Here is a 21,642-nt window from a genome sequence, read left to right as displayed (position 1 = left end):
ACCGGACTTGAACCGAGACTAAACAAAGATTGAACCGAAATTGAATTGAGTAAATATATTATGCGAGTTTTATTACTGTATCCTCTCTTCCCCAAGTCGTTCTGGTCTTTTGATAAAGCTCTGGAACTGATTGGGCGCAAAGTCTCTCTTCCTCCGCTAAGCTTGATTACGGTTGCCGCAATTCTGCCGCAATCCTGGGAGTTTCGGCTGGTCGATCGCAACGTTGGCTATGAAAGTGAAGCCGATTGGTATTGGGCAGACCTGATCATCATTTCCGGCATGATCGTGCAAAAAGACGACATGCTGTATCTGATTGAGAAAGCAAAACGTCGTGGCAAGCAGGTTGCTGTAGGTGGACCCTATGTAACTTCTGTTCCTGAAGCCGCTCAAGAGGCAGGGGCAGACTTTTTGGTGCTGGATGAAGGGGAAATTACCCTGCCGCTCTTTGTTGAAGCACTGGAGCGAGGAGAAACATCGGGTGTGTTTCGTGCCAATGGTGAAAAGCCAGATGTTACCTTTACGCCCGTTCCCCGCTTTGACCTGCTTGATCTCAAGGCCTATAGCGATATGTCGGTTCAGTTCTCGCGCGGATGCCCTTACCAGTGCGAGTTCTGCGACATTATTGTGCTGTATGGGCGGAAGCCGCGAACAAAAACCCCGGCTCAACTGCTGGCAGAGTTGCAGACTTTGTATGACCTAGGCTGGCGGCGATCGATCTTTGTGGTAGACGATAACTTCATTGGCAATAAGCGGAATGTCAAACTGCTGCTGCGAGAGTTAGCTCCCTGGATGGCAGAGCGGGGCTATCCGTTTAGTCTTTCGACCGAAGCTTCGGTTGATCTAGCGCAGGATCAGGAACTCCTGGATCTGATGATTGCTGCGAATTTTACGGCGGTCTTTTTGGGCATTGAAACGCCCGACACCGACAGTTTATCACTGACGCAAAAATTTCAGAATACCCGCAACTCGCTGATCGAGTCGGTGAAAACCATCAACCGAACCGGGTTGCGCGTCATGGCAGGATTCATTATCGGGTTTGATGGCGAAAAATCGGGTGCAGGCGATCGCATTATCGATTTTGTAGAAGCGACTGCAATTCCGCAGGCACTTTTCAGTATGCTGCAAGCGTTACCCAACACTGCACTGTCGCATCGTTTGCAAAAAGAAGGGCGTTTGCTGGACACCGGAAACGAAGCGAATATTCACCAGACGACGTTGATTAATTTTGTTCCCACTCGCCCGGTTGAAGAAATTGCGCGTGAATACATTCGATGCTTCTGGGATTTGTATGAACCCGATCGCTACCTGGCGCGGGTCTATCGTCACTTTATTGACATGACGCCTCAGCATCGCAAGAAAAAGTTTAAGCTGCCTGAACTGGCAGACCTGCGGGCACTGTTTCTCATTTGCTGGCGACAGGGGTTAAAGCGCAATACGCGCTGGCAGTTTTGGCAACAGCTCTTTTCTATCATTCGCCATAACCCAGGCGTGTTTAAGCATTACCTGACCAACTGCGCTCACTTAGAGCATTTCATCGACTATCGTCAGATTGTGCGCGATGAAATTGAAACTCAACTCACACGCTATATGCTGACTGAGTCAAGAAGCACTGAATTAGCTGCAAGTGAATTAGCTGCAAGTGAATTAGCTGCAAGTTGAGCCGATACCTTTACCTTGGGTGAGCGTCCGGCACGATAAGCCTTGGTCGTTCCTGGCGTTTTGGTGAATGCCCTGGCTCGCAGATGAAGCGGCGTGAATAGCGATGTTTCAGGAGGAGTCACCAGGTTCTCTGCCTGTCCTAACAGCAAGAATCCGGTTTGCTCTAAACTCTGATGCAAGCGAGCCAGCACCCGAAGCTGGGTTTCTGGGGTGAGATAAATGAGCAGATTGCGGCAAACCAGTAGATCGATCTGAGGCAGGGGCGGATCTTGAATCAGGTTATGAAGCTGAAAATTGATCGAGCAGTGAAGATCTTGCCGCCAGCAGTAGAGATCCTGACGATGCTCAAAATACTGCGCTTGTAGGGCAGGCGGAATCGCTTCGATCGCATAAGCGGGATAATAACCCTGACGCGCTTGCCGAATGGCATCTGGGTCAACATCTGTGCCGTAGATCTGTACTCGCTGCTGAAATTGCTCGATGCCCAGGGCTTCTGCGAATAGAATCGCCAGTGAATAGGTTTCTTCTCCTGATGCACAGGCCGCACTCCAGATGCGGATCGGTTCGTGGGGTGCTTTGTTCGCAATGATCTGCGGGATAATCTCATTTGCCAGATAATCCCAAACGAAGCGATCGCGAAAAAAGCCGGTGAGGTTAATATAAATGGTGTCTAAGAGCTGGGGCACCTCATCGGGCTGCTGCTCTAGATAATCAAGATAATCTTGATAATTTTCAACCTTGAGGCACTGCATGCGCACCCGTGTACGACGCAGGAGTGTAGAGCGTTTGTAGCCTCGGAGGTCAACGCAATGAACCTGGCTGAGATAAATCAGCAAGTCTTCTAACTCAGTTGCTGCTAATGTTGGAACCATAGGCATGTAGGAGAATCAAGTATCGGAGAAAACGCCAACGTCATCTCTTTCGGGAGAGTAAAAGGGTTCAAGCATCAACAAGATTGACAACGCAATTAGTTTCAGATCTTGACTGAGGTAGATTTTACCCCCCCCGAAGAATAGTCCCTCTGCAAGCAAATTTCAGTACGGTATCGGACAAAGGAAAGGGTCAGGTGAAGGTCGGATGCGCTTTCTTCAGTGCATTTTGCCTTAACTCCTTCCGCTTCGGATGATAATCTCTAACCGGAGTGCGGGGTCTGCTTTCTGACCACAAGATAAGACATAATATAGAAGATACAGAAGATATAAAAGATACAGAAGAAATAAAAGATATAAAAGATACAGAAGATATAAAAGATACAGAAGATATAGAAGATGGAGTACAAAACGTGATGAGGACTAAAAATCGCTTGCTGAATGCGATGCCTCAGGCACTATTTAACAAGCTTTCTCCTTTTTTGAGAGAGGTCACGCTACAATCGGGCGATCGCCTCCACGAACCGGGTTATGAGATTCGCCATCTGTACTTCCCACTCAATTGTGCGCTGTCAATTACGATCGTTATGTGGGATGGTACAACCGCTGAAACTGGCATGGTTGGCAATCGAGAAGTGTTAGGCATCAATAGCCTGATGGGAGGTCAAGAAACCACGCAAACGACCTATAATGTGCAAATTCCAGGCAAAGCTTTAAGAATCGATTCTGAGATCTTGCGTAATGAGTTTGATCAGAACAAAGACCTGCGCGATGTGATACTGCGCTATACCCAAGCCTTTATTGCCCAGATCTCACAGACAAGTGCCTGCAATAGTTTGCACCAGATAGACCAGCGGTTGGCGCGTTGGCTTCTGGAAGTGCATGACCGGGTGGAGGGAGATGACCTCGCCCTGACGCAAGAATTTATTGCAAATATGCTGGGGATCCGTCGGGCTGGGGTAACGCAAAGGGCTCAAATTATGCAAGAGAAAGGTTTCATTCGCTACAACCGGGGGCACATCCACATTCAGGATCGAACAAGGTTAGAGACATACTCCTGTGAATGCTTTCAGACCTTAAGAGAAGAATACGATCGCCTTCTACCAGTGAATTCAGGTATGGTACCGTAGCATTGATTACTGGAGCATGTGTTAATAGAGTATTGATTACTGGAGCATGTGTTGCTGAAGTAAGGTCGCGAAACTGTGAGTCAGAAGCAATCCATTTTGCCAACTATTTTGCTGGTTGAGCCAGATGACAGCGTTAGACCTATTCTCGTCGAGAACCTTCGTAATTGGGGTTACAATGTCATCGTGACGCTCGATGTAGCAGACGCAATTCAATGGATCAGGGGGAAAGGCAAACTTTTTGACCTGCTTCTGATGAATCAATTTGGGCGATCGATCGAGGAGTTTATCGACATCGGGCGTAACATTCGCCAAGAGGCAGACGTTTCTAGCACCACCCCCATTGTGATCATGGCAGAGCAGTATGGCGTTGAGCTAGAAGGGCAAAACGTGCAGATGGGTGAAAGCGAGTATGTGACTTATCTGGAAGATGGGCAGCAGCTCCGGCAGCTTCTATACCAGCTTTGCCCGGTTTGCCACAGCTAATTGGGCACAACTAATTTGGTACAACTAATACACTGCCAGGGGTAACGATATCTGAGCTATTTTGTTTGATCGTACGAAACCGTACCGACTCCGCCCTTGTTAAGAATTATTCTAAGTCTAGGGTGTAAACCTTATCGCCTTATTGTGGAATCCTGGGGAATGTGCGTCTTGTCTACATCCGTTGTACTAAACCCTTTTGCTGTGAAAATATTCCCTGCTATGTGGAGTCTAACCGGGTTACGGAGTGGTCTGCGAGTGCTCGTGGTCGATAGTAATGCGGACTCCAGAGACCTATTAATAATCTTATTTGAAGAATACGGGGTTGAAGCGATCGCGGCAGATTGCGTTAGTGAAGCGCTCAAGATCATGCAGCACAATCCCCCCGATCTTGTGATTAGCGAGCTTGCTTTGCCCCGTGAAGATGGCTACTCTCTGATACGCCACATTAAAGCCCTTGAACTTGCTCACAACCTGCACATTCCGACAATCGCCCTGACTGGATGCACCACTGCAAACAATCGGATACAATCTCTTGCTGCTGGCTTTTGCAAGCACTTATCGAAACCCGTAAACCTTGATGAGTTAATTGCAGCTGTCGCTTGCGTAACAAACTTCGGTCAGGCAGTAACTGCTTATCAATAACCCAATTTCTCTCAATATTGAGATATGTTCTTTATAGAGCCTCTCAGTGCTCTTTTTAAAGCTTCCAAGACTTCTAATGACCGCTGAAAATCAAATACTGGCGATTCTCTCCCCTGCTGTATTCGATCGACTTGCCCCTCATCTGGATCACGTCACCCTGGAGCAAGGCAAGTTTATTTATACCCCTGGAGAACGGTTAACCCACCTTTATTTCCCGATCGACTGTCTGCTTTCGGTCACGATTACGATGCAAAATGGTGCAACCGCAGAAGTCGGAATGGTGGGCAGTCGAGAAGTGCTGGGCATTCATGCGCTATTGGGAAACGACGTAGGAACCCAGACCGAGGTTGTGGTACAAGTTCCAGGCAGTGCGATCAAGATCGACGTTCAGATTGTGCGAGAGGAATTCGATCGCAATGGTGAACTGCACGACCTGATTCTGCGCTGTTTGCAGGCATTTCTGGCGCAGGTTTCCCAAACGGCAGCTTGCAACGCACTTCATACGCTAGAACAACGCCTTCCCCGCTGGCTACTCGAAACGCAGGAGCGAATTCACTCTGATCATCTGCTGCTCACGCAGGAATTTATCGCAACGATGCTGGGCGTACGTCGGGCAGGCGTTACGCAGATGGCTCAAAAGCTTCAGGAACGCAAACTGATTCAATATCGTCGCGGCAATGTGCAGATCCTTGACCAGGCTGGGCTGGAAGCTTCTGCCTGTGAATGCTTTAGAAGAATCAAAACAGAATACGATCGCTTGTTAGGGCAACAATAACAAAGCAGTACAAAACAAAGCAGTACAACGAAACAATAGATTCAGGCTATTAGAAACTCAATCGATAGACATTATAGGCTGTAGCCTATATTAGGCAGTCGTTCTAACGCATTCTATAGCGCAACCCGTAACGCAACAATTCCTCAACTCTCTGAAAACCATGCGCTACACACTAACGCATCCTAAAAAAACTTCTCACCTTAAAGATCTTTAGGTCGCTAGACTCACACAAGCCAATCGTAACGATCGCTACACTGAATTAATAAGCTTAGAATCAACAAGCTTAGAATCAACAGGTTTAGAATTAGCAAGCTTAGAATTAGCAAGCTTAAGAAGTTTACCAATTCCTGCTGATCAGTTGATAGATTTTGATCTTTAACTCTTGAGATGAGTTCTATGGAGAGCCTCTCATCCATTTTGGAGCCTCTCGTAAATGATTCCTGAAAATCGGATACTGGCTGCCCTCTCCCCTGCTGTATTCGATCGACTTGCCCCTCATCTGAATCACGTCACCCTGGAACGGGGCGAGGTTATTTATACATCTGGAGAACGGTTAACTCACCTTTATTTCCCGATCGACTGTCTGTTTTCGGTCACGATTACGATGCAAAACGGTGCAACCGCAGAGGTTGGAATGGTGGGCAGTCGAGAAGTGCTGGGCATTCATGCGCTGTTGGGAAACGACATAGGAACCCAGACCGAGGTTATGGCACAAATTTCAGGCAGTGCGATGAAGATCGACGTTCAGACTGTGCGAGAGGAATTCGATCGCAATGGTGAACTGCACGACGTGATTCTGCGCTGTTTGCAGGCATTTCTGGCGCAGGTTTCTCAAACGGCGGCTTGCAATGCCCTCCACCCGCTAGAGCAACGGTTGTCTCGTTGGCTGCTGGAAGCCCAAGAACGGCTCTATGTCGATAATTTGCCGCTCACGCAGGAATTTCTCTCCACCATGCTGGGCGTACGCCGGGCAGGAGTGACGCAAACCGCACAAAAACTTCAGGAGCGCAAACTGATTCAATATCGCCGGGGAAGTGTTCAAATTATTAACCAGGCTGGGCTAGAAGCTTCCGGCTGTGAATGTTTTAGAAGAACCAAAACAGAATACGATCGCTTACTGGGACACCAGTAGCGGGAGAGTGCTTCAGTTTTGCCCGGTTCATTGACACTGCTGTTGCTGAATTAGATCTGCGATCGCTCGAATTAATGTCTCTGGCTCGACCGGTTTAGTCAGGTGTTGCTGAAACCCGGCTGAGAGTGCTTGCTGAGAATTAATGTCTCCGGCATAAGCCGTGAGCGCGATCGCTGGAGTTTGTCCCCCTTGCGCCGGGGAAAGCGATCGCACTTGCCGCATCAGCATGTAGCCATCCATATCGGGCATCCCAATATCGCTCAGCAGCACATCTGGATGCGACTCGGGCAACAGGGCTAACGCTTCGGTGGCGGAAGTTGCATGAATCACTTTGGCTCCAGCTTGCTCCAGCACAAAAGCCGCAAACTCTAGCGCATCTGGCTCGTTATCGACCACTAAAATTTGAGTGCCCTGTAGATTAAAAGCATCCTCGGAGGGTGGGTTGTCTGGAATCGCGGCGGGTTCAGCAAGCATCAGCGGTAGCGTGACTGTAAACGTTGCGCCCTGCCCCTCTCCTGGGCTTTCTGCCCACACCGTTCCCCCATGCGCCTGCACCAACTGACGCACGATCGCCAACCCCAGCCCCAGTCCGCCAAATCGACGAGTCGTTGCGCCATCGGCTTGCCGGAAGTAGTCAAACACATAGGGCAAAAAGTTCGGGTGAATGCCGATGCCCGTATCGCGGACAATAATCTGAGCCTGGTGATTCGCCTGTTCTAACCAGACTTCGATCCGTCCTGCTTCTGGTGTAAATTTGACCGCATTTGAGAGCAGATTCCAAACGACTTGCTGTAATCGGGTCGCATCTGCCATCACGACTGGAACTTGCGGATCGAGCCTTGTCTCTATTTCGATCGCCTTCGCCTGGGCTGCAACCTGTACCGTTTCAATTGCAGCGCGAATGATTGCTGCCAAATCCGTCTGTCCTACGTTAAGGCTCAGCTTGCCGCGAAGAATGCGCGACATATCCAGCAGATCTTCAACGAGCTGGGCTTGCAGTTTGGCATTGCGCTCGATCGTCTCCCAGGCTTTTGCAGTTTTTGCGGGGTTTAAGTTCCCTTTCCGCATAAGCTGTATCCAGCCCAGAATTGGGTTGAGGGGCGATCGTAGCTCGTGCGAAAGCACTGCTAAAAACTCGTCCTTCATCTGGTTGGCTTCCTGCGCCTGCTGATACAACCGGGCGTTATCGAGTGCCAACGCTGCCCGATGTCCCAATTCTTCTACCAGTGCTAGATCGATCTGCGTGTAGTGGCGATTCGAGCTTGCGGTTGAACAAACGGTTAACGCGCCCAGCTTTCGACCATGCGCGATCAGGGGAACCGTAATCAGCGATCGCAGCTCACACTCGCGCATAAATTGCAGATGGTCAGGATCGATCGCGGCTGTTTCCATCCATGCATCAGTCACATGAGAAACCAGATTTGCCTTACCCGTGACCAGAACCTTTATGATTGGGTGGTTCTCCCGCTCCTGGGGAGGAGTATATCGCTGGAGCTGCTCAAACCAATCTCGCTTTCCCGGATCGCGGTGATGCCATGCCACTCGTTCAATCTGCTGACGGGTGCTGAGGATATCAAAGAAGCAAAAATCAGCCAAAAACGGAACTGCGAGCCGCGCAATGTTAAACAGCGTGGTTTTGTAATCGAGTGTCCCGGCTAATACCGCACTTGCCTGAGACAAAAACCGCTCCCGCTCCTGTGCCTGGTGCGTTTGGGTGATATCTTGCAGGATCTTGACCAATCCCTGAACCTTGCCCGCTTCATCACGCAGTTGCATCATCAAGCCACTGGCAAAGAAACGGCTCCCATCTTTGCGAAGATGCCAGCGTTCATCCTCTGCTCGTCCCTCATTAAGCGCCGTCTGAAGTTCCTGGTCGGCTTGTCCAGTCTCTCGATCTTCGGGCGTAAAGATGATGTAATTCGGTTGACCGATAATTTCAGACTCTTCGTAACCCAATATCCGTTCGGCTCCGGGATTCCAGCTCGTGACGATGCCATTAAGGTCGAGCGTAAAGATGGCATAGTCTTTCACGCTTTCAACAATCAAACGAAAGCGAGATTCGCTCTCCCGCAAGGCGGCTTCTGTTTGCTGGTGGATGACTTTGTCTTGTTTGCGCCCCGTAATATCTCGAAAATAAATACTGAAGCCTACCTTACAGGGATAAGCATGAACCTCCAGCCACATCCTGGAGGCATTATCGAACGTCTCAAAGTGGGTTGCCCCCGACTCTGCGGTAATTCGATCATAGGTTTGTTCAAGAACGGCCGCGATTACCCGATCGCAAGAATTACCTGGCACTGTGCAGGGATCTGTGAAGGTCTGCATTTCCTGGCGCGACTTTCCAAGCAGTTCTTCGGGTTGCAAATTGGCTAGCCGAGCGGCTTCCTGGTTGGCATAGGTGATTCGCCAGTCCTGATCCACACATACAAAGGCATCAGTAATGCTTTCTAGAATCTCAATCGCTCGCTGTGCCGATTCATCCAAGGCTTGACGGGTGGCTTCGGCTTCTCGACGGGCAGCTTGCTCATGCTGCAAAGCAACCTCTGCTGTTTGACGCAGATGCAGATTCTGCAAAGCAGCAGCGGTAAAGTCGGCGAGGCTGGTCATGACACGCACATCTTCGCGATCAAACTGCCGGGTTTCGTCATGCGACACAATCCAGATCGCGCCAAATGGCTGATTTGCGCCTATTAACGGAATTACCAAACCCTCAACGATCGTCGGTTTCGCTTTCTGAATATACGTGAAATACCGCTCAGGATAGGAATACAGTTGCGGCGATCGGTTGTCCAAACAGACTCCGCAGGGACTAAAGTGCCTGGGTGCTGTGCTCCCCTCATAGTCTGCTAATGTTCCAACCACGGCAACCCAGCGAAAGACTTCCTCCCCATCGGGCGTCACTTCCAGTAAGCTGACTCCGGCGGCTTCTGCCTGGCACAGATCTTTCGCCACCGTCACCAGTGTCTTGAGCAGGGTTTGGGATTGTTCTGCAAACTGCCGCGCCAATGTATGTAGGGCTTGAGTCTCCGCTTGTAGGTTTGGGGTTCGGGGCGACCTTTGTGCTAACGCTGCTGTAATCAAAATATCGTTCAAACCCACAGAGCATGACGTTTCAGACATCCGATTTCCCCTCTGGAAAATACTCCTCCAACAAGGCTTTCCCCGCTTCGCCGATCGTTTTCAACAAATCTTCGATCAGCTTCAGTGCCATTGGTGAAGGCAGTGAATGCCCCTTCTCCCAGCGATTCACCGTCTTAAAAGAAACGCCTAATTTTGCAGCAAATTTTTCCTGAGACAGGTTGAGATGCTGTCGCAGATGGCGAACTAAGTCTGCGATGGGTAGAGATGCGGTAGGCATTGCTGCGATTGTCACTTGCTCCACAAGGTCACTTATTACACCATAGGACACAAGGGATAACCTGTTCTACACTCCTAAGGAAGAGGAGGTAGAAGGAAGAGGAGGTATTGTTCTTAATCTTTTTTTAATCTGTTGTTACAGTCTGAATGACTAGTCCCTAGAAACTTACACAGGTTTAGAACACTACCCTATTGAGAATCGGGATTTGAGTACTCAGTTTTGACACTTTCGCAAAAAAGCTCTCCTGAAGATGCACTAGGAAAATTCACGATGCGGTAGGCACGCTAAACTAGCAAGAGGATCAGCAAATATACTGTGTTCGCCGTCTCTGCAAGTACTTGCTCGTCAGAAAGAGGAAATCTCAGCTTGCCAATTCCTCACGCTTGCTTTTGAAGTTAAATCTTATCTATGCGGACCAGTCAGCAAATTGCGACAGAAATCGGTAGTGCATTAAATAATGGTGGGGTAAGTCACAAGATCATGCCAAGTCCAAGGTCGTTGCGTTAATCCTGCTCGCTGGGCAGCAGTAGTCTTTAACCGGCTATGCTGCCAAATCCAGTTGAAATAACTCACCATTAACCGCGTCGTCACCTTCGTTTGTTCCCATCGCTTGCCAAACTTGTTCTGTCTGCGATGCCATCTGTTTAAGTGACGGCAATTTCTGCGATTCTTTGAGCAGGATCATCGGAACATCAAGCGAATTGTGAAACTGATGATGGGGTTTAAGTCGTTCAACAGCGCGAGAAGAACGTTGAGCGGGATTGAAGCGATGAATATGATCCGCAAAGGACAAGTCAATGGCATCAATCGAGGGGGTATTGTATCTCAGGTCAGATTTATCGAAGCACTCTCTGGAGTAACTGCTTAAGACGATGACCTTGATAGATATCGTTTGTCTTTAAAGAGTTTTTGTGACACAACCCCCTTAACGATCGTCCTTGCTCCTAATCTTTTGGCAGCAACGAAAAGTTACTATATATCTGATTATTTGTAGCGATCAACACAATTTTGCAGGACATCCTCGAGCATATATTATATTGAATCTTCTAATAATTACTCAAGCTAATCTAACCTCTTTAAAGCCAATCTCAAGTGATTACTATCGCCTCTAGGGTTCCGGCTGGGCAGAATTGCAAGCAGCGCTGGTCCGAGAGAGGCAGGCTGGCATAGTTGTATCTCCGTACAACGGAGCTAGCTACACGGCGGGATAAAAGCCCGGGAGAAGCCAGACATCTTGCTTAAGGTGCAGCTCTCTTGGGCTTTGTTGTTTGATCAGGTTATTGCACTTAGCGTTCATTTCTCTTTATCGAGGTATTGCTCATGAATTCATCCCTACAAACAAACGCAGTTGAATCAATTAACTTCATTCTGGATTGTCCTGCACTAGGTGATCTCAATGTTCATTGGATTCATGGCTCCATCTCAGCGAAGCATAATACTGATCCCGATATCCAGGTTCATGCTTACAACGAACACACCTATATTTTGCGGCAAAACATGGCAGTGCACTATGAAGCGCCGTTCATATTTTTGTTGTTTGGCAACAATCACGCTATCTTGCTAGATACTGGAGCAACCCGATCGCCAGAGTTCTTTCCCCTGCGGCAAACGGTGGATGACTTGATTGACCGGTGGTTAACCAAATATCCGCGCGACAACTATACTCTGGTGGTGGCACATACCCACTTGCATCGCGATCACTTTGAGGGTGATTTTCAGTTCTTCGATCGCCCCAATACAATAATCGTGGGTCATAGTTTGGCTGAAACAATCGCGTTTTATGGGTTTCAGGACTGGCCCAATAAAGTGGTACCGTTTGACTTAGGGGGACGGGTGCTGCAAGTGATGGGAACCCCTGGTCATGAAGATGCAGAAGTCTCGATCTATGACCCCTATACACAACTCTTTTTTACGGGTGATCTGCTCTATCCGGGGCGGCTCTACATTCGTGACTGGGACGCCTTTTGCAACAGCATCGATCGCATGATTGCCTTCACCGATACCCACCCTATCACCCACTTGCTGGGATGTCATGTGGAAATGTCAATTTATCCACGATTGGATTACTTAATCCGTACCAACTACCAACCTCATGAACGTCCCCTGCAAATGACCGTAGCGCAGCTGCATTCTGTGAAAGAGGCAATCGCCCAAATTAACGGAGCTCCCGGTATTTACGCTTTCGATGACTACATTATCTATAACAGTATTCCCGATCGCTACTTCAGCTACGAAAACATGGACCCTAATGCTGCCCCCGGTGATTTGCGTCCGGCTTAATAGCATTGAGCGCTTCATGTCCTAACCATTCACTCATTGGAATCACTCATTCGAACCGCTCCCCTTAGTTTCCTACTCTTCGAGGAACTGCAAGCGTCTAAATAAAAGGGGAACCAAGACACTATTCACTATTGAAGGAATTTCCTCTATGTCTCAGCCTCGCCGTCTGATTCTGCCTCGTCGTAACGTGATTCGTGGGTTGCTTTCCGTTGGAGCTTTTAGTATCACTTCCCAAATTTGGACGGGGTGTACTTCTTCCTCTTCTTCCACGAGTGATTTCCCCAGTCCATCCTCTTTTACTGCTGGTAGTACTGAACCAATGACGATCGGGTTTATCTATGTGGGTCCGAAAGACGACTATGGCTACAACCAGGCCCATGCGACAGCAGCAGCGCGAATGGCGAGTGATTTTCCCTGGATCAAGTTGGTAGAGGAGGCAAGCGTGCCTGAATCCACTGCTGTGCAAGAAACCATGCGCAACATGATTGAGCAAGATGGAGCCAAAGTAATTTTCCCTACTTCCTGGGGATATTTTGAGCCCCACAGTCTGAAACTGGCTCAAGAATATCCAAAGGTGCAGTTTTTCCATCCCAACCACCCCTTAGAGCCATCTCATCCCCAAAATGTCGGTTCCTACTTCAGTTCCCTGATGGAACCCGCCTATCTTACAGGGATTGTAGCAGCCTCCATGTCTAAAACGGGCAAGCTAGGATTTGTCATTCCCAAACCAATTCCAGTGGTGCTGAAAGAGGTGAATAGTTTCACGTTGGGGGCAAAAAGCGTCAATCCGAACATTGTGGTACAAGCCATTTTTACTGGAGATTGGTCACTGCCGCTTAAGGAAGCCGAGGCAACTAACAGTCTGGTAGACCAGCAGGTAGATGTAGTGATTACGCGAGTAGACAGCCCCAAAACGGTAATCACAACTGCTGAACAACGAGGAATTTATAGCTGCGGATATCACGTTAATGAAAAGGACATTGCGCCAAAGGGATTTTTAACGGGTGTGGAATGGAACTGGGAGCAAATTTACAAGAACTATGCCGAAATGTTTCAAAACGGTAAAACCTTGATGAATGGCGGCGTAGCGCAAGTAGTCACCGGCGGATTGAAGGAATCCTTCTCCAAAATTTCCGACTACGGGACAGCAGTGAGACCAGAAGCAAAGGCAGCCGTAGACAAGGCAAAGCAGCAGATTCTGTCTGGGCAATTGACGATTTTCAAAGGCGAGCTAAAGGATAACAAGGGCAATGTGGTAATCGCCGCCGGGGAATCTTACCAACAGGGTGACCCACGGCTCAACGCGATCGATTGGTTTGTAGAAGGGATAGAAGGAGACGTTAAATCGTAGAAGGTTAAGGTATCAGCACGATAATAGCCACACTGGATCATTTGTACCGTATCGCACTGGCAATAATTTAGCAGGGGGAAGGGGGCTAATTCTCGCAGAGCGTGTGCCCAATCGGTAATCGATAGGAATGTGGATTAAATAAGGTGTAATTGGGCATTGCTTAGCATTGGATACTGTCAGTGAATTATTTTTTCGTGGCTAAACCGCCCATTCCGTCGTTGTTCAACTTACAAAACCCAGTGAGTTTCAGCCAGCGAACGACGAAGATTCAGGTCCTTCAGTGCGTTAAGCAATGTTTTGCCAACAGTGTCAGCCTTGGAAGAAAGAACAACTCTAAGACTGGAATCTTTACGCAGCAAAGGATAATCATTTGCATCCTGACTACCTTTCTCTCATTCCATTCGCAAACTCGTTCATGAGTTCATCAACTTCCGCAGGAAAATTAGCGTCTAACCCTTCTTAGGCTGATTCAGTTCATCCGCATTTTTGTCGCTCTCCTGCATAATCTTATTGATGCGATCGGACGTCATTTCATCATCCACGGCATCAATTTGCTGCTGTAAGGTTTGCAATTCACGATCGATCTGCTGTGCCTGCTGCCGAGCTTTATCTGGCTGATTATCGGGCTGATTATCTGGCTGATTCAGGGTTGGCTCACTTTTTGGGTTACTCTCTGGGCTACTCTCTGGCTCGCTCATATTATTAATCCTGTGTTTGTCCTACTTTGTGGTTCATTCTTCGATTTTTATCAGCTTCGCGCTTCGTCATCTTTCTGCCCTCTATCTCCTGCCTGAAAAAAATCCGGTGAAGGATTGATACTGAATCAGATTCCTCACCGGGTCCATATTCTCGTGCAAAAGCGTTAGGGTTTAGCGAACCAGCGGCACAGCTTCCCGTTCTTGAGCGGTGTCAGCCGATTGTGTCTTGCGCTGCATTCGCTTGAGCTGGGTAACTGTCAATGCCGTCACTAATGTACCGATCGCAATCGCCACCACATACAAGCCGCCATTGCTGATCGCATTTGGAATTGCCAGAACAAAGATGCCGCCATGAGGCGCACGCAGCGTACAGCCAAACAGCATCGACAGCGCACCTGCTATGGCTGACCCAGCAACGCAAGCAGGCAAAACGCGAACCGGATCTTTTGCTGCAAACGGAATCGCCCCTTCAGTAATAAAGGAAATGCCCAGCACCGAAGCCACTCTGCCCGCCTGACGCTCATCGTCGGAGAACTGCCGTTTAGAGATCAGCGTCGCTAAAGCTAAGCCCAGCGGCGGCGTCATTCCGGCTGCCATCACTGCTGCCATCGGCGCGAACACATTGCTTGCCAGCAAACCAACCGCAAACGTATAAGCCGCTTTGTTAACGGGTCCGCCCATGTCTACTGCCATCATGCCGCCCAGGATCAAGCCCAGAATCACAGCGTTGGTTTGTCCCATGTTTTGCAGGAACGCTGTCATGCCATCCAGAATTGCTTTGACCGGACCACCAAACACATAAATCAGCAGCAAGCCGACCACCAGCGTCGAGAGCAGGGGAATCACTAGCACAGGCTTTAAGCCTTCCAGATTTTGCGGCAGGTTAATTTTATCTCGCACGAACTTGGCAATATAGCCCGCCAGATAGCCCGACACGATTCCGCCTAAGAAGCCCATGCCCAGATTTGAGGCAAGCAAACCGCCCACTAAACCGGGAGCCAAGCCCGGACGATCGGCGATCGAAAAAGCAATGAAGCCCGACAAAACCGGAACAATCAGCGCGAAGGCAGACTTACCGCCAATTTGTAGCAGTGCATCTCCGAGCGTTCCTGGCTCCGGCGTTAAGCCAAACACAAACGACAGCGCGATGATCAAACCGCCTGCGACAATCACGGGCAGCATATAAGATACCCCGGTCAGCAGGTGCTTATACGGACCCGATCGCTGCGCTGACTGATTTGCCTTTGCCTGCCGCACCGATGCCAGATAGTTTGCTTCACCGTCTTCTGCCGGGTCGGGATTGGGCAGTGCCAGGGCAGATTGAATCACGCCTTTCCCATCTTTCAGGGCATGATTGGTCGAGGTTTGGTAAAGTCGTTTGCCGCCAAAGCGTGAAGTGTCAACATAAGTATCTGCCGCGATCACGACTGCATCGGCGCGATCGATCTCTTCACCAGTGAGCTGATTTTTTGCGCCAACCGATCCCTGAGTTTCAACCTTAATGTCATAGCCCAGATCTTCCGCACCTTTTCGCAGAGCTTCTGCCGCCATAAAGGTGTGGGCAATGCCCGTGGGACAGGAGGTGATGCCTACCAAATATTTCGATGTTCCGCTATCGGCGGGTGCGCCAGTTGAGGATGCACTGGTTGACGCTTCGCTGGTCGGGGCACGAGATGGAGCCGACTGTTCCTGTGCCTGCATAACTGCCAGTTCTACCACCCGGCGCGTATCGCGGATTGCCGTGCTGGTCGAGACTAAATAGAGCGGTTTGCCCTGAAAGCGATCGAGATTAACGTGAATATCTGCTGCGAGGATCACTAAATTCGCCGCTGCAATATCCGCATCTGATAGCGCGTTTCTAACGCCGTCTGCTCCTTGGGTTTCAACTTTAATGTCATAACCCAGCATCTCAGCCGTCTTCCGCAGTGCTTCTGCTGCCATCACCGTATGGGCAATTCCGGTTGGGCAGGCAGTCACCGCCACAATTCTTTTAGGTGTTACCATTTTGTTTCCTTCTCATTCACAAAAATCTTGCTTGCATTCCTGATTGCATTAACGACTGATTTAAGGCTCTAAATCGCAGATTTAATTCAAAACCTCAACGCTCACCTGATTCACAAACGACTCAATTACCTCCTTTGGGGAAAGACGCGGACCGACCTGACTTAACGCACCGATCGAAAAAGCGGTCGCTAACCGGGCACAGTCGGATAAACTCAATCGACGCAGTTTCGCGGTCACAAATCCAGACACCATCGCATCCCCTGCGCCCACGGTGCTGATCACTTCAATTTGGGGTGGACGTGCCCAGACTGCCGATGCGGCCTCAACAAACAGCGCACCCTCAGCCCCCAGCGAAATGACCACCGTCGAAATGCCTTGAGCCAATAGCTCTCTGGCCGCTTCCAGGCGATCGTCCAGCGTGGAAAGCGATCGTCCGATTGCCTCCTGCAACTCTTCGAGATTGGGTTTCACCATAAATGGAGCCGCCGGAATTGCCTGCCGCAGACTTTCACCGCTGGCATCCAGTACCACGGTTTTGCCCTGTGCCTTGAGCCGCTTGATCAGGTCGGCATAGATCGAAGTCGTCATTCCTGCTGGCAGACTGCCCGACAAAATAAACCAGTCATGGGTTGAAGCTAATCGATCGATCGCCTCATGCAATCGCTGCACGTCCTCAGCTTCAGGCAACAGTCCCGGAAAGTTGATGTCTGTGACCTGATCTTGAACCTCATCAATAATTTTGATATTGGTGCGAGTGCGTCCGGGGACGGTGACAAACTGATTGCCAATGTTTTTGCGATCGAACAAGCCCTCAAAGATGGCTGCGTTTTCCTGACCGAGAATTCCGGTTGCCGTAACGGAAAAGCCGAAATCCGCCAGAAACGAAGCCACGTTAACGCCTTTGCCGCCGGGATCAGCCTGTTCCCACGCGACTCGATTCACTTCCCCAGCCCGAAAATTTGAAATGGCTGCCGTGTGATCGATCGCAGGATTTAAAGTAACGGTGACGATCGCAGGATTCATTGACTTTAAGACCTATCTCAGTGCCCGAACTTCTTGAGCCGTCCGACAGCGCAGTGCCCGACGCGCCAGATCTTGTGCCTGGGAGAATGCCAGACTGCGAAGCTTTGCCTTGACTGCCGCCACGCTGGGAATGCTGACGCTCAGTTCTGTAACGCCCATTCCGGTGAGGATCGCTGCGCCCAGAGGTTCACCCGCAATGCCACCGCACACGCCCACCCATTTGCCCTCAATCTGAGCTGCCCGCACGGTTTGTTCAATCAGCCGTAGAACTGCCGGATGCAGTGCGTCTGCCTGTTTTGCCAGTGCCGGATGTCCGCGATCCATTGCCAGGGTGTACTGCGTCAGATCGTTTGTGCCGATCGAGAAAAACGCCACTTCCTTCGCAAACTCTGCTGCCATCAGCACCGCCGAGGGAACTTCGATCATCATGCCGTAATCGACCGGATCAGCCCCAATTTCCGATCGCACCGATTCCGCGATGTCACGCGCCTGAAGAAACTCCTCCAGCATGGCGATCATGGGAAACATAATTTTGATTGAGCCGGTTTGGGAGGCGCGGAAAATGGCACGAAGCTGGGTTCGGAATAAATCCGGTCGCTGTAAACAGAGCCGAATGCCCCGCACTCCCAGAAAAGGATTTTCTTCCTCAGGCAGATTCAGGTAGGGAATGGCCTTATCGCCGCCGATATCCAGCGTGCGAACGATCAGGGGCAGTCCGTTGAGTGCCTGGGTCATCTGGGAATAGGCAGCAAATTGCTCTTCTTCGGTCGGCGGCTCCGATCGATTCAGAAATAGAAACTCGGTTCGCAGCAGTCCGATTCCCTCTGCGCCTGCATTCACTGCCCGTTCTGCCTCCTGGGGTGCGCCGATGTTTGCCACCACTTCCACCCGCAGTCCGTCTTTCATCAGGGCAGGCTGATAGCAGTTCAGTCGTTCCGCTTCTCGCTGTGCCTGGAGGTCGCGCTGTGCTGCTTGTGCCGTTGCCAGGTCTGCCTCACTCGGATTCGGGTACAGATTGCCGCTTTCCCCGTCCAGAATGCACTGCGTTCCGTTTGCCACTTCCAACACCGATGGGCCCACCCCCACGATCGCCGGGATATCAAGCGATCGGGCAATAATTGCTGAGTGAGAAGTCGTGCCGCCGTAAGCCGTACAAAAGCCCAGCGTCAAAGCCGGATTGAGACTCACAGTATCCGAAGGAGTCAAGTCTTCTGCCACCAGAATCACAGGCTGATTAGGCATCTGCGGCACTTCCTCGACCCGATGGGCTAATAGCCGCAGCACGCGCTGTCCCACGTCGCGCAAATCAGCGGCTCGTCCGGCAATGCGGGCATCGGCAAGCTGCTCAATTCCTTTTGCTTTTTGTTCATAAGCCTGCTGCCATGCCCAGGCTGCACTCCGATCGTTTCCTAAATTTTCGATCGCCGCATCCTGCAATTCCGGGTCTTCTAGAAGCTGCTGCTGCGCGAGGAAAATGGCTGCCTTTGCCGCTCCTGCCTTCTCTTTCACCGACTCATACAAATCCTGAAGCTGGAGCTTTGCCGTGACGATCGCCTGCTGAAGTCGATGCATTTCTGCGTTGCGATCGGTTGCGGTCTCAGCAAATTCTAGTTTGCCCCGCCGAAGCTGATAAACGGGCGCGATGACAATACCAGGAGATGCGGCAATACCGGGAATTGGCGGCGTGGAAAAGGTGAAGGACTGAGACAAGCGAACAGGAGCCGCAGCTGAATCTGATTCTGCCTCGTCTTCTAACCCGGATTCGATCGCCTGCTGAAGCTCAGCAACGGCGCGATCAGCATCACTTCCTTTCGCAAAAATCTGAATCGTTTCTCCGCCTGCGACACCTAGCTTTAGCAGTGAAACTAGACTTTTCGCGTTTCCGGTCTGCCCCCGATAGCGAATGCCGACCTCTGACTGAAACTGCTTTGCCAGATCCACCAGAACCGAGGCAGGACGAGCATGGAGCCCAAGTTTACCGGGAAGGGTCACCCGCGTCGCGCGATCGAAGTCTAGCTCTGATTCTGCGTCTGCTGCTGGGGAGGCGTGACCGTTTTGCGATCGGGTTTGGGTTCCATTGGTAAGACGCTGCACAATCTCGATCGGCTCAGTCGTATGGGCAAGCTGCTGCACCGCTTCCTCATCGCCCAAAACCTGCGTCAGGTTCGCCAGAATATCTAGATGCTCGTCTGACTTTGCTGCAATTCCAATCACCAGATGCACCGTCTCCCCCGGATTCCACTCCACGCCGTTGGGAACTTGAAGGACAGCAATTCCAGTCGATTCGATCAGTTCTCGATCCTGGGGTAACCCGTGGGGAATGGCAATGCCGTTGCCTAAATAAGTATTCGCAACTTTTTCTCTCGCCATCATGCTGTGAACATATCCGGGCTTCATGTGCCCGGTATTCACCAGCAACGTCCCAACCTGCTCGATCGCATCCGCTTTGTTGGTGACAGACGCACCAAGCTTGACACCGTTTTTTTCTAGAACGAGCATATCTCGCAGTAATTAATTGTTATTTTTTTATCAAAAGCCCAATTAATCTCAGCTTAGTTTCTGAACTTGTTTTCTGGGAAAGTCGTTAACGATTTGATAGATTGTTTTGAAAACTGAAACGGAAACCGCAGAAATTAAGGATTTCTTTTGCTTTTCTACGTCGATCGGTTGATTCAAAGTTAATTAAAATGCGTGACACTATTGGGCTAAATTAAAAATTTATCGATGTCCTGGATAGAGTTAAGAATTCACACCACGGCTGAGGCGATCGATTGGGTGAGTACACTGCTTGCCTCGATCGATTATCAGGGCGAGATTCACACTGCAAAATATGACGCTTTGCAGGAGCAAAACAATCCTCAACGATGGGTGTTTACAGTCTGTCTTTACTTCCCGGAACAGGGTGGCAGTCAGGCACAAATTAATCGCATTGATGATTTGCTGTTTCCGCTTTATCGCACCGGATTAACCACCCGCGCCGAATTCGCTCATGTTGAAGAAAAGCCAGCCAGTCACGAAGCAGCTCTAAACCAGATTCAGCGTGTCGGACAACGCTTTGTTATTGTGCCGCTCCAAAGCCCCTCTTTCATAGATTCCACAGAACCAAATTCCACAGAACCGGATTCCACAGAGCCAAATTCCATAGAACAAACTGCTGCCCACTATCTGCCACAAACGCCCAACGAAGTGATCTTAAAAATGGGCACGAGTCTTGCCTTTGGCAGCGGGCTTCACCCGACGACCATGCTCTGCCTGCAACTGCTAGAGCGATACGTTCAGCCCGGAATGAGCACGCTCGACCTGGGTTCTGGCTCTGGCATTCTCAGCATTAGTCTGGCAAAGCTGGGGGCGCAGGTTTTGGCGATCGACAATGACCCTGTTGCAGTCCAGGCAACCACCGCTGCCGCACAGCACAATCAAGTCACCGCACAAATTCAAGCAATGGCAGGCAGTTTGGGCAGTGGCAGCGAGCTAGGACATTGGATGGGCGGCGATCTTCCCCAAGCAGTGCCTACGCTGAATCCTCAAAATGATTTTGATTTGATTGTCAGCAATGTATACGCCCGAATTCAAACCACACTGGCAGACAGTTTTGCCCAGGCACTCCGGCACACCTCGCCTCAAAATGGCATTTTGATCACCTCAGGCTACACGCTGGACTACCAAGAACAAATTGACGAAGCGATGACTGCTGCTGGATTAGAAGCGATCGATCGATTGCAATCCGAAGAGTGGATCGCGCTGGTGCATCAGCGACGTAATTAACGCCACATCAAGAGAATTGTCTGCGTCTCCCCTATCTAAGGAATAATGGTTCTGATTAGACGCAGAGAATCTATCATGGCAACGATTAACGACAATTACCTTAAGCTGAAGGCAGGCTATCTGTTTCCAGAGATTGCGCGGCGCGTGAATGCCTTTGCGGAGGCAAATCCAGACGCAAAAATCATTCGATTAGGGATTGGGGATGTAACCGAACCCCTGCCCGAAGCCTGCCGCACCGCAATGATCAAAGCCGTTGAAGAAATGGGCGATCGATCGACCTTCCAGGGCTATGGTCCTGAGCAGGGCTTTGGCTGGCTGCGCGAAAAGATAGCTCAGTTCGATTTCCAGGCTCGCGGCTGCGGCATTGATGCTTCCGAGATTTTTGTCTCAGATGGCTCCAAGTGCGATACGGGCAATATTCTCGATATTTTTGGGGATAGTAATACGATTGCCGTTACCGATCCGGTCTATCC

Annotated in this window: 17 protein-coding genes, 2 pseudogenes and 1 riboswitch; of the genes and pseudogenes, 11 read left to right on the top strand and 8 right to left on the bottom strand. The window is 50.1% G+C overall.

Annotation, left to right across the window (positions count from 1 at the left end):
- The first annotated feature begins 60 nt into the window (after positions 1-60).
- A complete protein-coding gene (locus H6F80_RS23295; protein WP_190793905.1) occupies positions 61-1,659 on the top strand; it encodes a B12-binding domain-containing radical SAM protein in 1,599 nt (532 codons plus the stop codon).
- On the opposite strand, the gene H6F80_RS23290 is transcribed toward H6F80_RS23295, so the two are convergent.
- A complete protein-coding gene (locus tag H6F80_RS23290) occupies positions 1,584-2,531 on the bottom strand; it encodes a CheR family methyltransferase (RefSeq protein ID WP_190793904.1) in 948 nt (315 codons plus the stop codon). The two genes, H6F80_RS23295 and H6F80_RS23290, sit on opposite strands and share 76 nt — an antisense overlap.
- Positions 2,532-2,800: 269 nt before the next feature.
- Between H6F80_RS23290 and H6F80_RS23285 the strand changes: the two genes are divergently transcribed.
- From H6F80_RS23285 to H6F80_RS23265, 5 genes are all read left to right on the top strand, one after another.
- Positions 2,801-3,658 carry a helix-turn-helix domain-containing protein gene (locus H6F80_RS23285; protein WP_199296774.1) on the top strand — a complete coding sequence of 286 codons (858 nt, stop codon included), beginning with the start codon at positions 2,801-2,803 and terminating at the stop codon, positions 3,656-3,658.
- Between the two features lie 75 nt (positions 3,659-3,733).
- Positions 3,734-4,141: a DNA-binding transcriptional response regulator gene (locus H6F80_RS23280; RefSeq protein ID WP_190793903.1), complete on the top strand. Its 408-nt coding sequence runs from the start codon at positions 3,734-3,736 to the stop codon at positions 4,139-4,141.
- Between the two features lie 255 nt (positions 4,142-4,396).
- The gene (locus tag H6F80_RS23275) at positions 4,397-4,783 is read left to right on the top strand and encodes a response regulator (RefSeq protein WP_199296773.1); all 387 of its coding nucleotides are present in this window, start codon (positions 4,397-4,399) and stop codon (positions 4,781-4,783) included.
- A gap of 76 nt (positions 4,784-4,859) precedes the next feature.
- Entirely contained in the window at positions 4,860-5,558 is a 699-nt protein-coding gene (locus tag H6F80_RS23270; protein ID WP_190793901.1) for a Crp/Fnr family transcriptional regulator, read from the top strand.
- Between the two features lie 433 nt (positions 5,559-5,991).
- Positions 5,992-6,690, top strand: coding sequence for a Crp/Fnr family transcriptional regulator (locus H6F80_RS23265; RefSeq protein ID WP_190793900.1), 699 nt, complete (start codon positions 5,992-5,994; stop codon positions 6,688-6,690).
- Between the two features lie 27 nt (positions 6,691-6,717).
- Here H6F80_RS23265 and H6F80_RS29295 read toward each other — a convergent pair whose 3' ends face one another.
- The 3 genes and pseudogenes from H6F80_RS29295 to H6F80_RS23240 all read right to left on the bottom strand — a co-directional run.
- Entirely contained in the window at positions 6,718-9,810 is a 3,093-nt protein-coding gene (locus tag H6F80_RS29295; RefSeq protein ID WP_199296772.1) for a PAS domain S-box protein, read from the bottom strand.
- The gene (locus H6F80_RS23245) at positions 9,803-10,048 is read right to left on the bottom strand and encodes a helix-turn-helix domain-containing protein (RefSeq protein ID WP_190793899.1); all 246 of its coding nucleotides are present in this window, start codon (positions 10,046-10,048) and stop codon (positions 9,803-9,805) included. The genes H6F80_RS29295 and H6F80_RS23245 overlap by 8 nt, the downstream gene beginning before the upstream one ends.
- 450 nt (positions 10,049-10,498) lie before the next feature.
- Positions 10,499-10,690, bottom strand: a pseudogene (locus H6F80_RS23240) (IS1 family transposase); the annotation flags it as partial.
- Between the two features lie 31 nt (positions 10,691-10,721).
- On the opposite strand from H6F80_RS23240, the pseudogene H6F80_RS30060 reads away from it, so the two are divergent.
- The 3 genes and pseudogenes from H6F80_RS30060 to H6F80_RS23225 all read left to right on the top strand — a co-directional run.
- Positions 10,722-10,916: pseudogene (locus H6F80_RS30060) on the top strand (DDE-type integrase/transposase/recombinase); the annotation flags it as partial.
- A 229-nt stretch (positions 10,917-11,145) separates the two neighbouring features.
- Positions 11,146-11,272: riboswitch (guanidine-I (ykkC/yxkD leader) on the top strand.
- Between the two features lie 96 nt (positions 11,273-11,368).
- Positions 11,369-12,328 (top strand): MBL fold metallo-hydrolase, encoded by a 960-nt coding sequence (locus tag H6F80_RS23230; RefSeq protein ID WP_190793898.1) that lies wholly within the window; start codon positions 11,369-11,371, stop codon positions 12,326-12,328.
- Between the two features lie 148 nt (positions 12,329-12,476).
- Positions 12,477-13,679 (top strand): BMP family ABC transporter substrate-binding protein, encoded by a 1,203-nt coding sequence (locus H6F80_RS23225; protein ID WP_190793897.1) that lies wholly within the window; start codon positions 12,477-12,479, stop codon positions 13,677-13,679.
- Between the two features lie 449 nt (positions 13,680-14,128).
- Here the strand turns inward: H6F80_RS23225 and H6F80_RS23220 are convergent, their stop codons facing one another.
- The 4 genes from H6F80_RS23220 to ptsP all read right to left on the bottom strand — a co-directional run bounded on the left by H6F80_RS23220 (position 14,129) and on the right by ptsP (position 19,903).
- The gene (locus H6F80_RS23220) at positions 14,129-14,377 is read right to left on the bottom strand and encodes a hypothetical protein (protein WP_190793896.1); all 249 of its coding nucleotides are present in this window, start codon (positions 14,375-14,377) and stop codon (positions 14,129-14,131) included.
- Positions 14,378-14,548: 171 nt separating this feature from the next.
- The gene (locus H6F80_RS23215; protein WP_190793895.1) at positions 14,549-16,381 is read right to left on the bottom strand and encodes a PTS fructose-like transporter subunit IIB; all 1,833 of its coding nucleotides are present in this window, start codon (positions 16,379-16,381) and stop codon (positions 14,549-14,551) included.
- Between the two features lie 81 nt (positions 16,382-16,462).
- The gene (pfkB, locus tag H6F80_RS23210) at positions 16,463-17,404 is read right to left on the bottom strand and encodes a 1-phosphofructokinase (RefSeq protein WP_190793894.1); all 942 of its coding nucleotides are present in this window, start codon (positions 17,402-17,404) and stop codon (positions 16,463-16,465) included.
- 12 nt (positions 17,405-17,416) lie between these two features.
- Positions 17,417-19,903, bottom strand: coding sequence for a phosphoenolpyruvate--protein phosphotransferase (gene ptsP / locus H6F80_RS23205; RefSeq protein WP_190793893.1), 2,487 nt, complete (start codon positions 19,901-19,903; stop codon positions 17,417-17,419).
- Between the two features lie 225 nt (positions 19,904-20,128).
- Here ptsP and H6F80_RS23200 point away from each other — a divergent pair, with 225 nt between their 5' ends.
- Positions 20,129-21,169: a 50S ribosomal protein L11 methyltransferase gene (locus H6F80_RS23200; RefSeq protein WP_190793892.1), complete on the top strand. Its 1,041-nt coding sequence runs from the start codon at positions 20,129-20,131 to the stop codon at positions 21,167-21,169.
- A gap of 75 nt (positions 21,170-21,244) precedes the next feature.
- A partial coding sequence (locus H6F80_RS23195; RefSeq protein WP_347277915.1) for an aminotransferase class I/II-fold pyridoxal phosphate-dependent enzyme occupies positions 21,245-21,642 on the top strand: 398 nt, incomplete at its 3' end.

Source organism: Leptolyngbya sp. FACHB-711 (assembly GCF_014695615.1).
In the GTDB taxonomy this organism is placed as follows: domain Bacteria; phylum Cyanobacteriota; class Cyanobacteriia; order Elainellales; family Elainellaceae; genus Leptolyngbya_A.
Note: the sequence above shows the minus strand (reverse complement) of the source record. Positions and strands in the feature narration are given on the sequence as shown.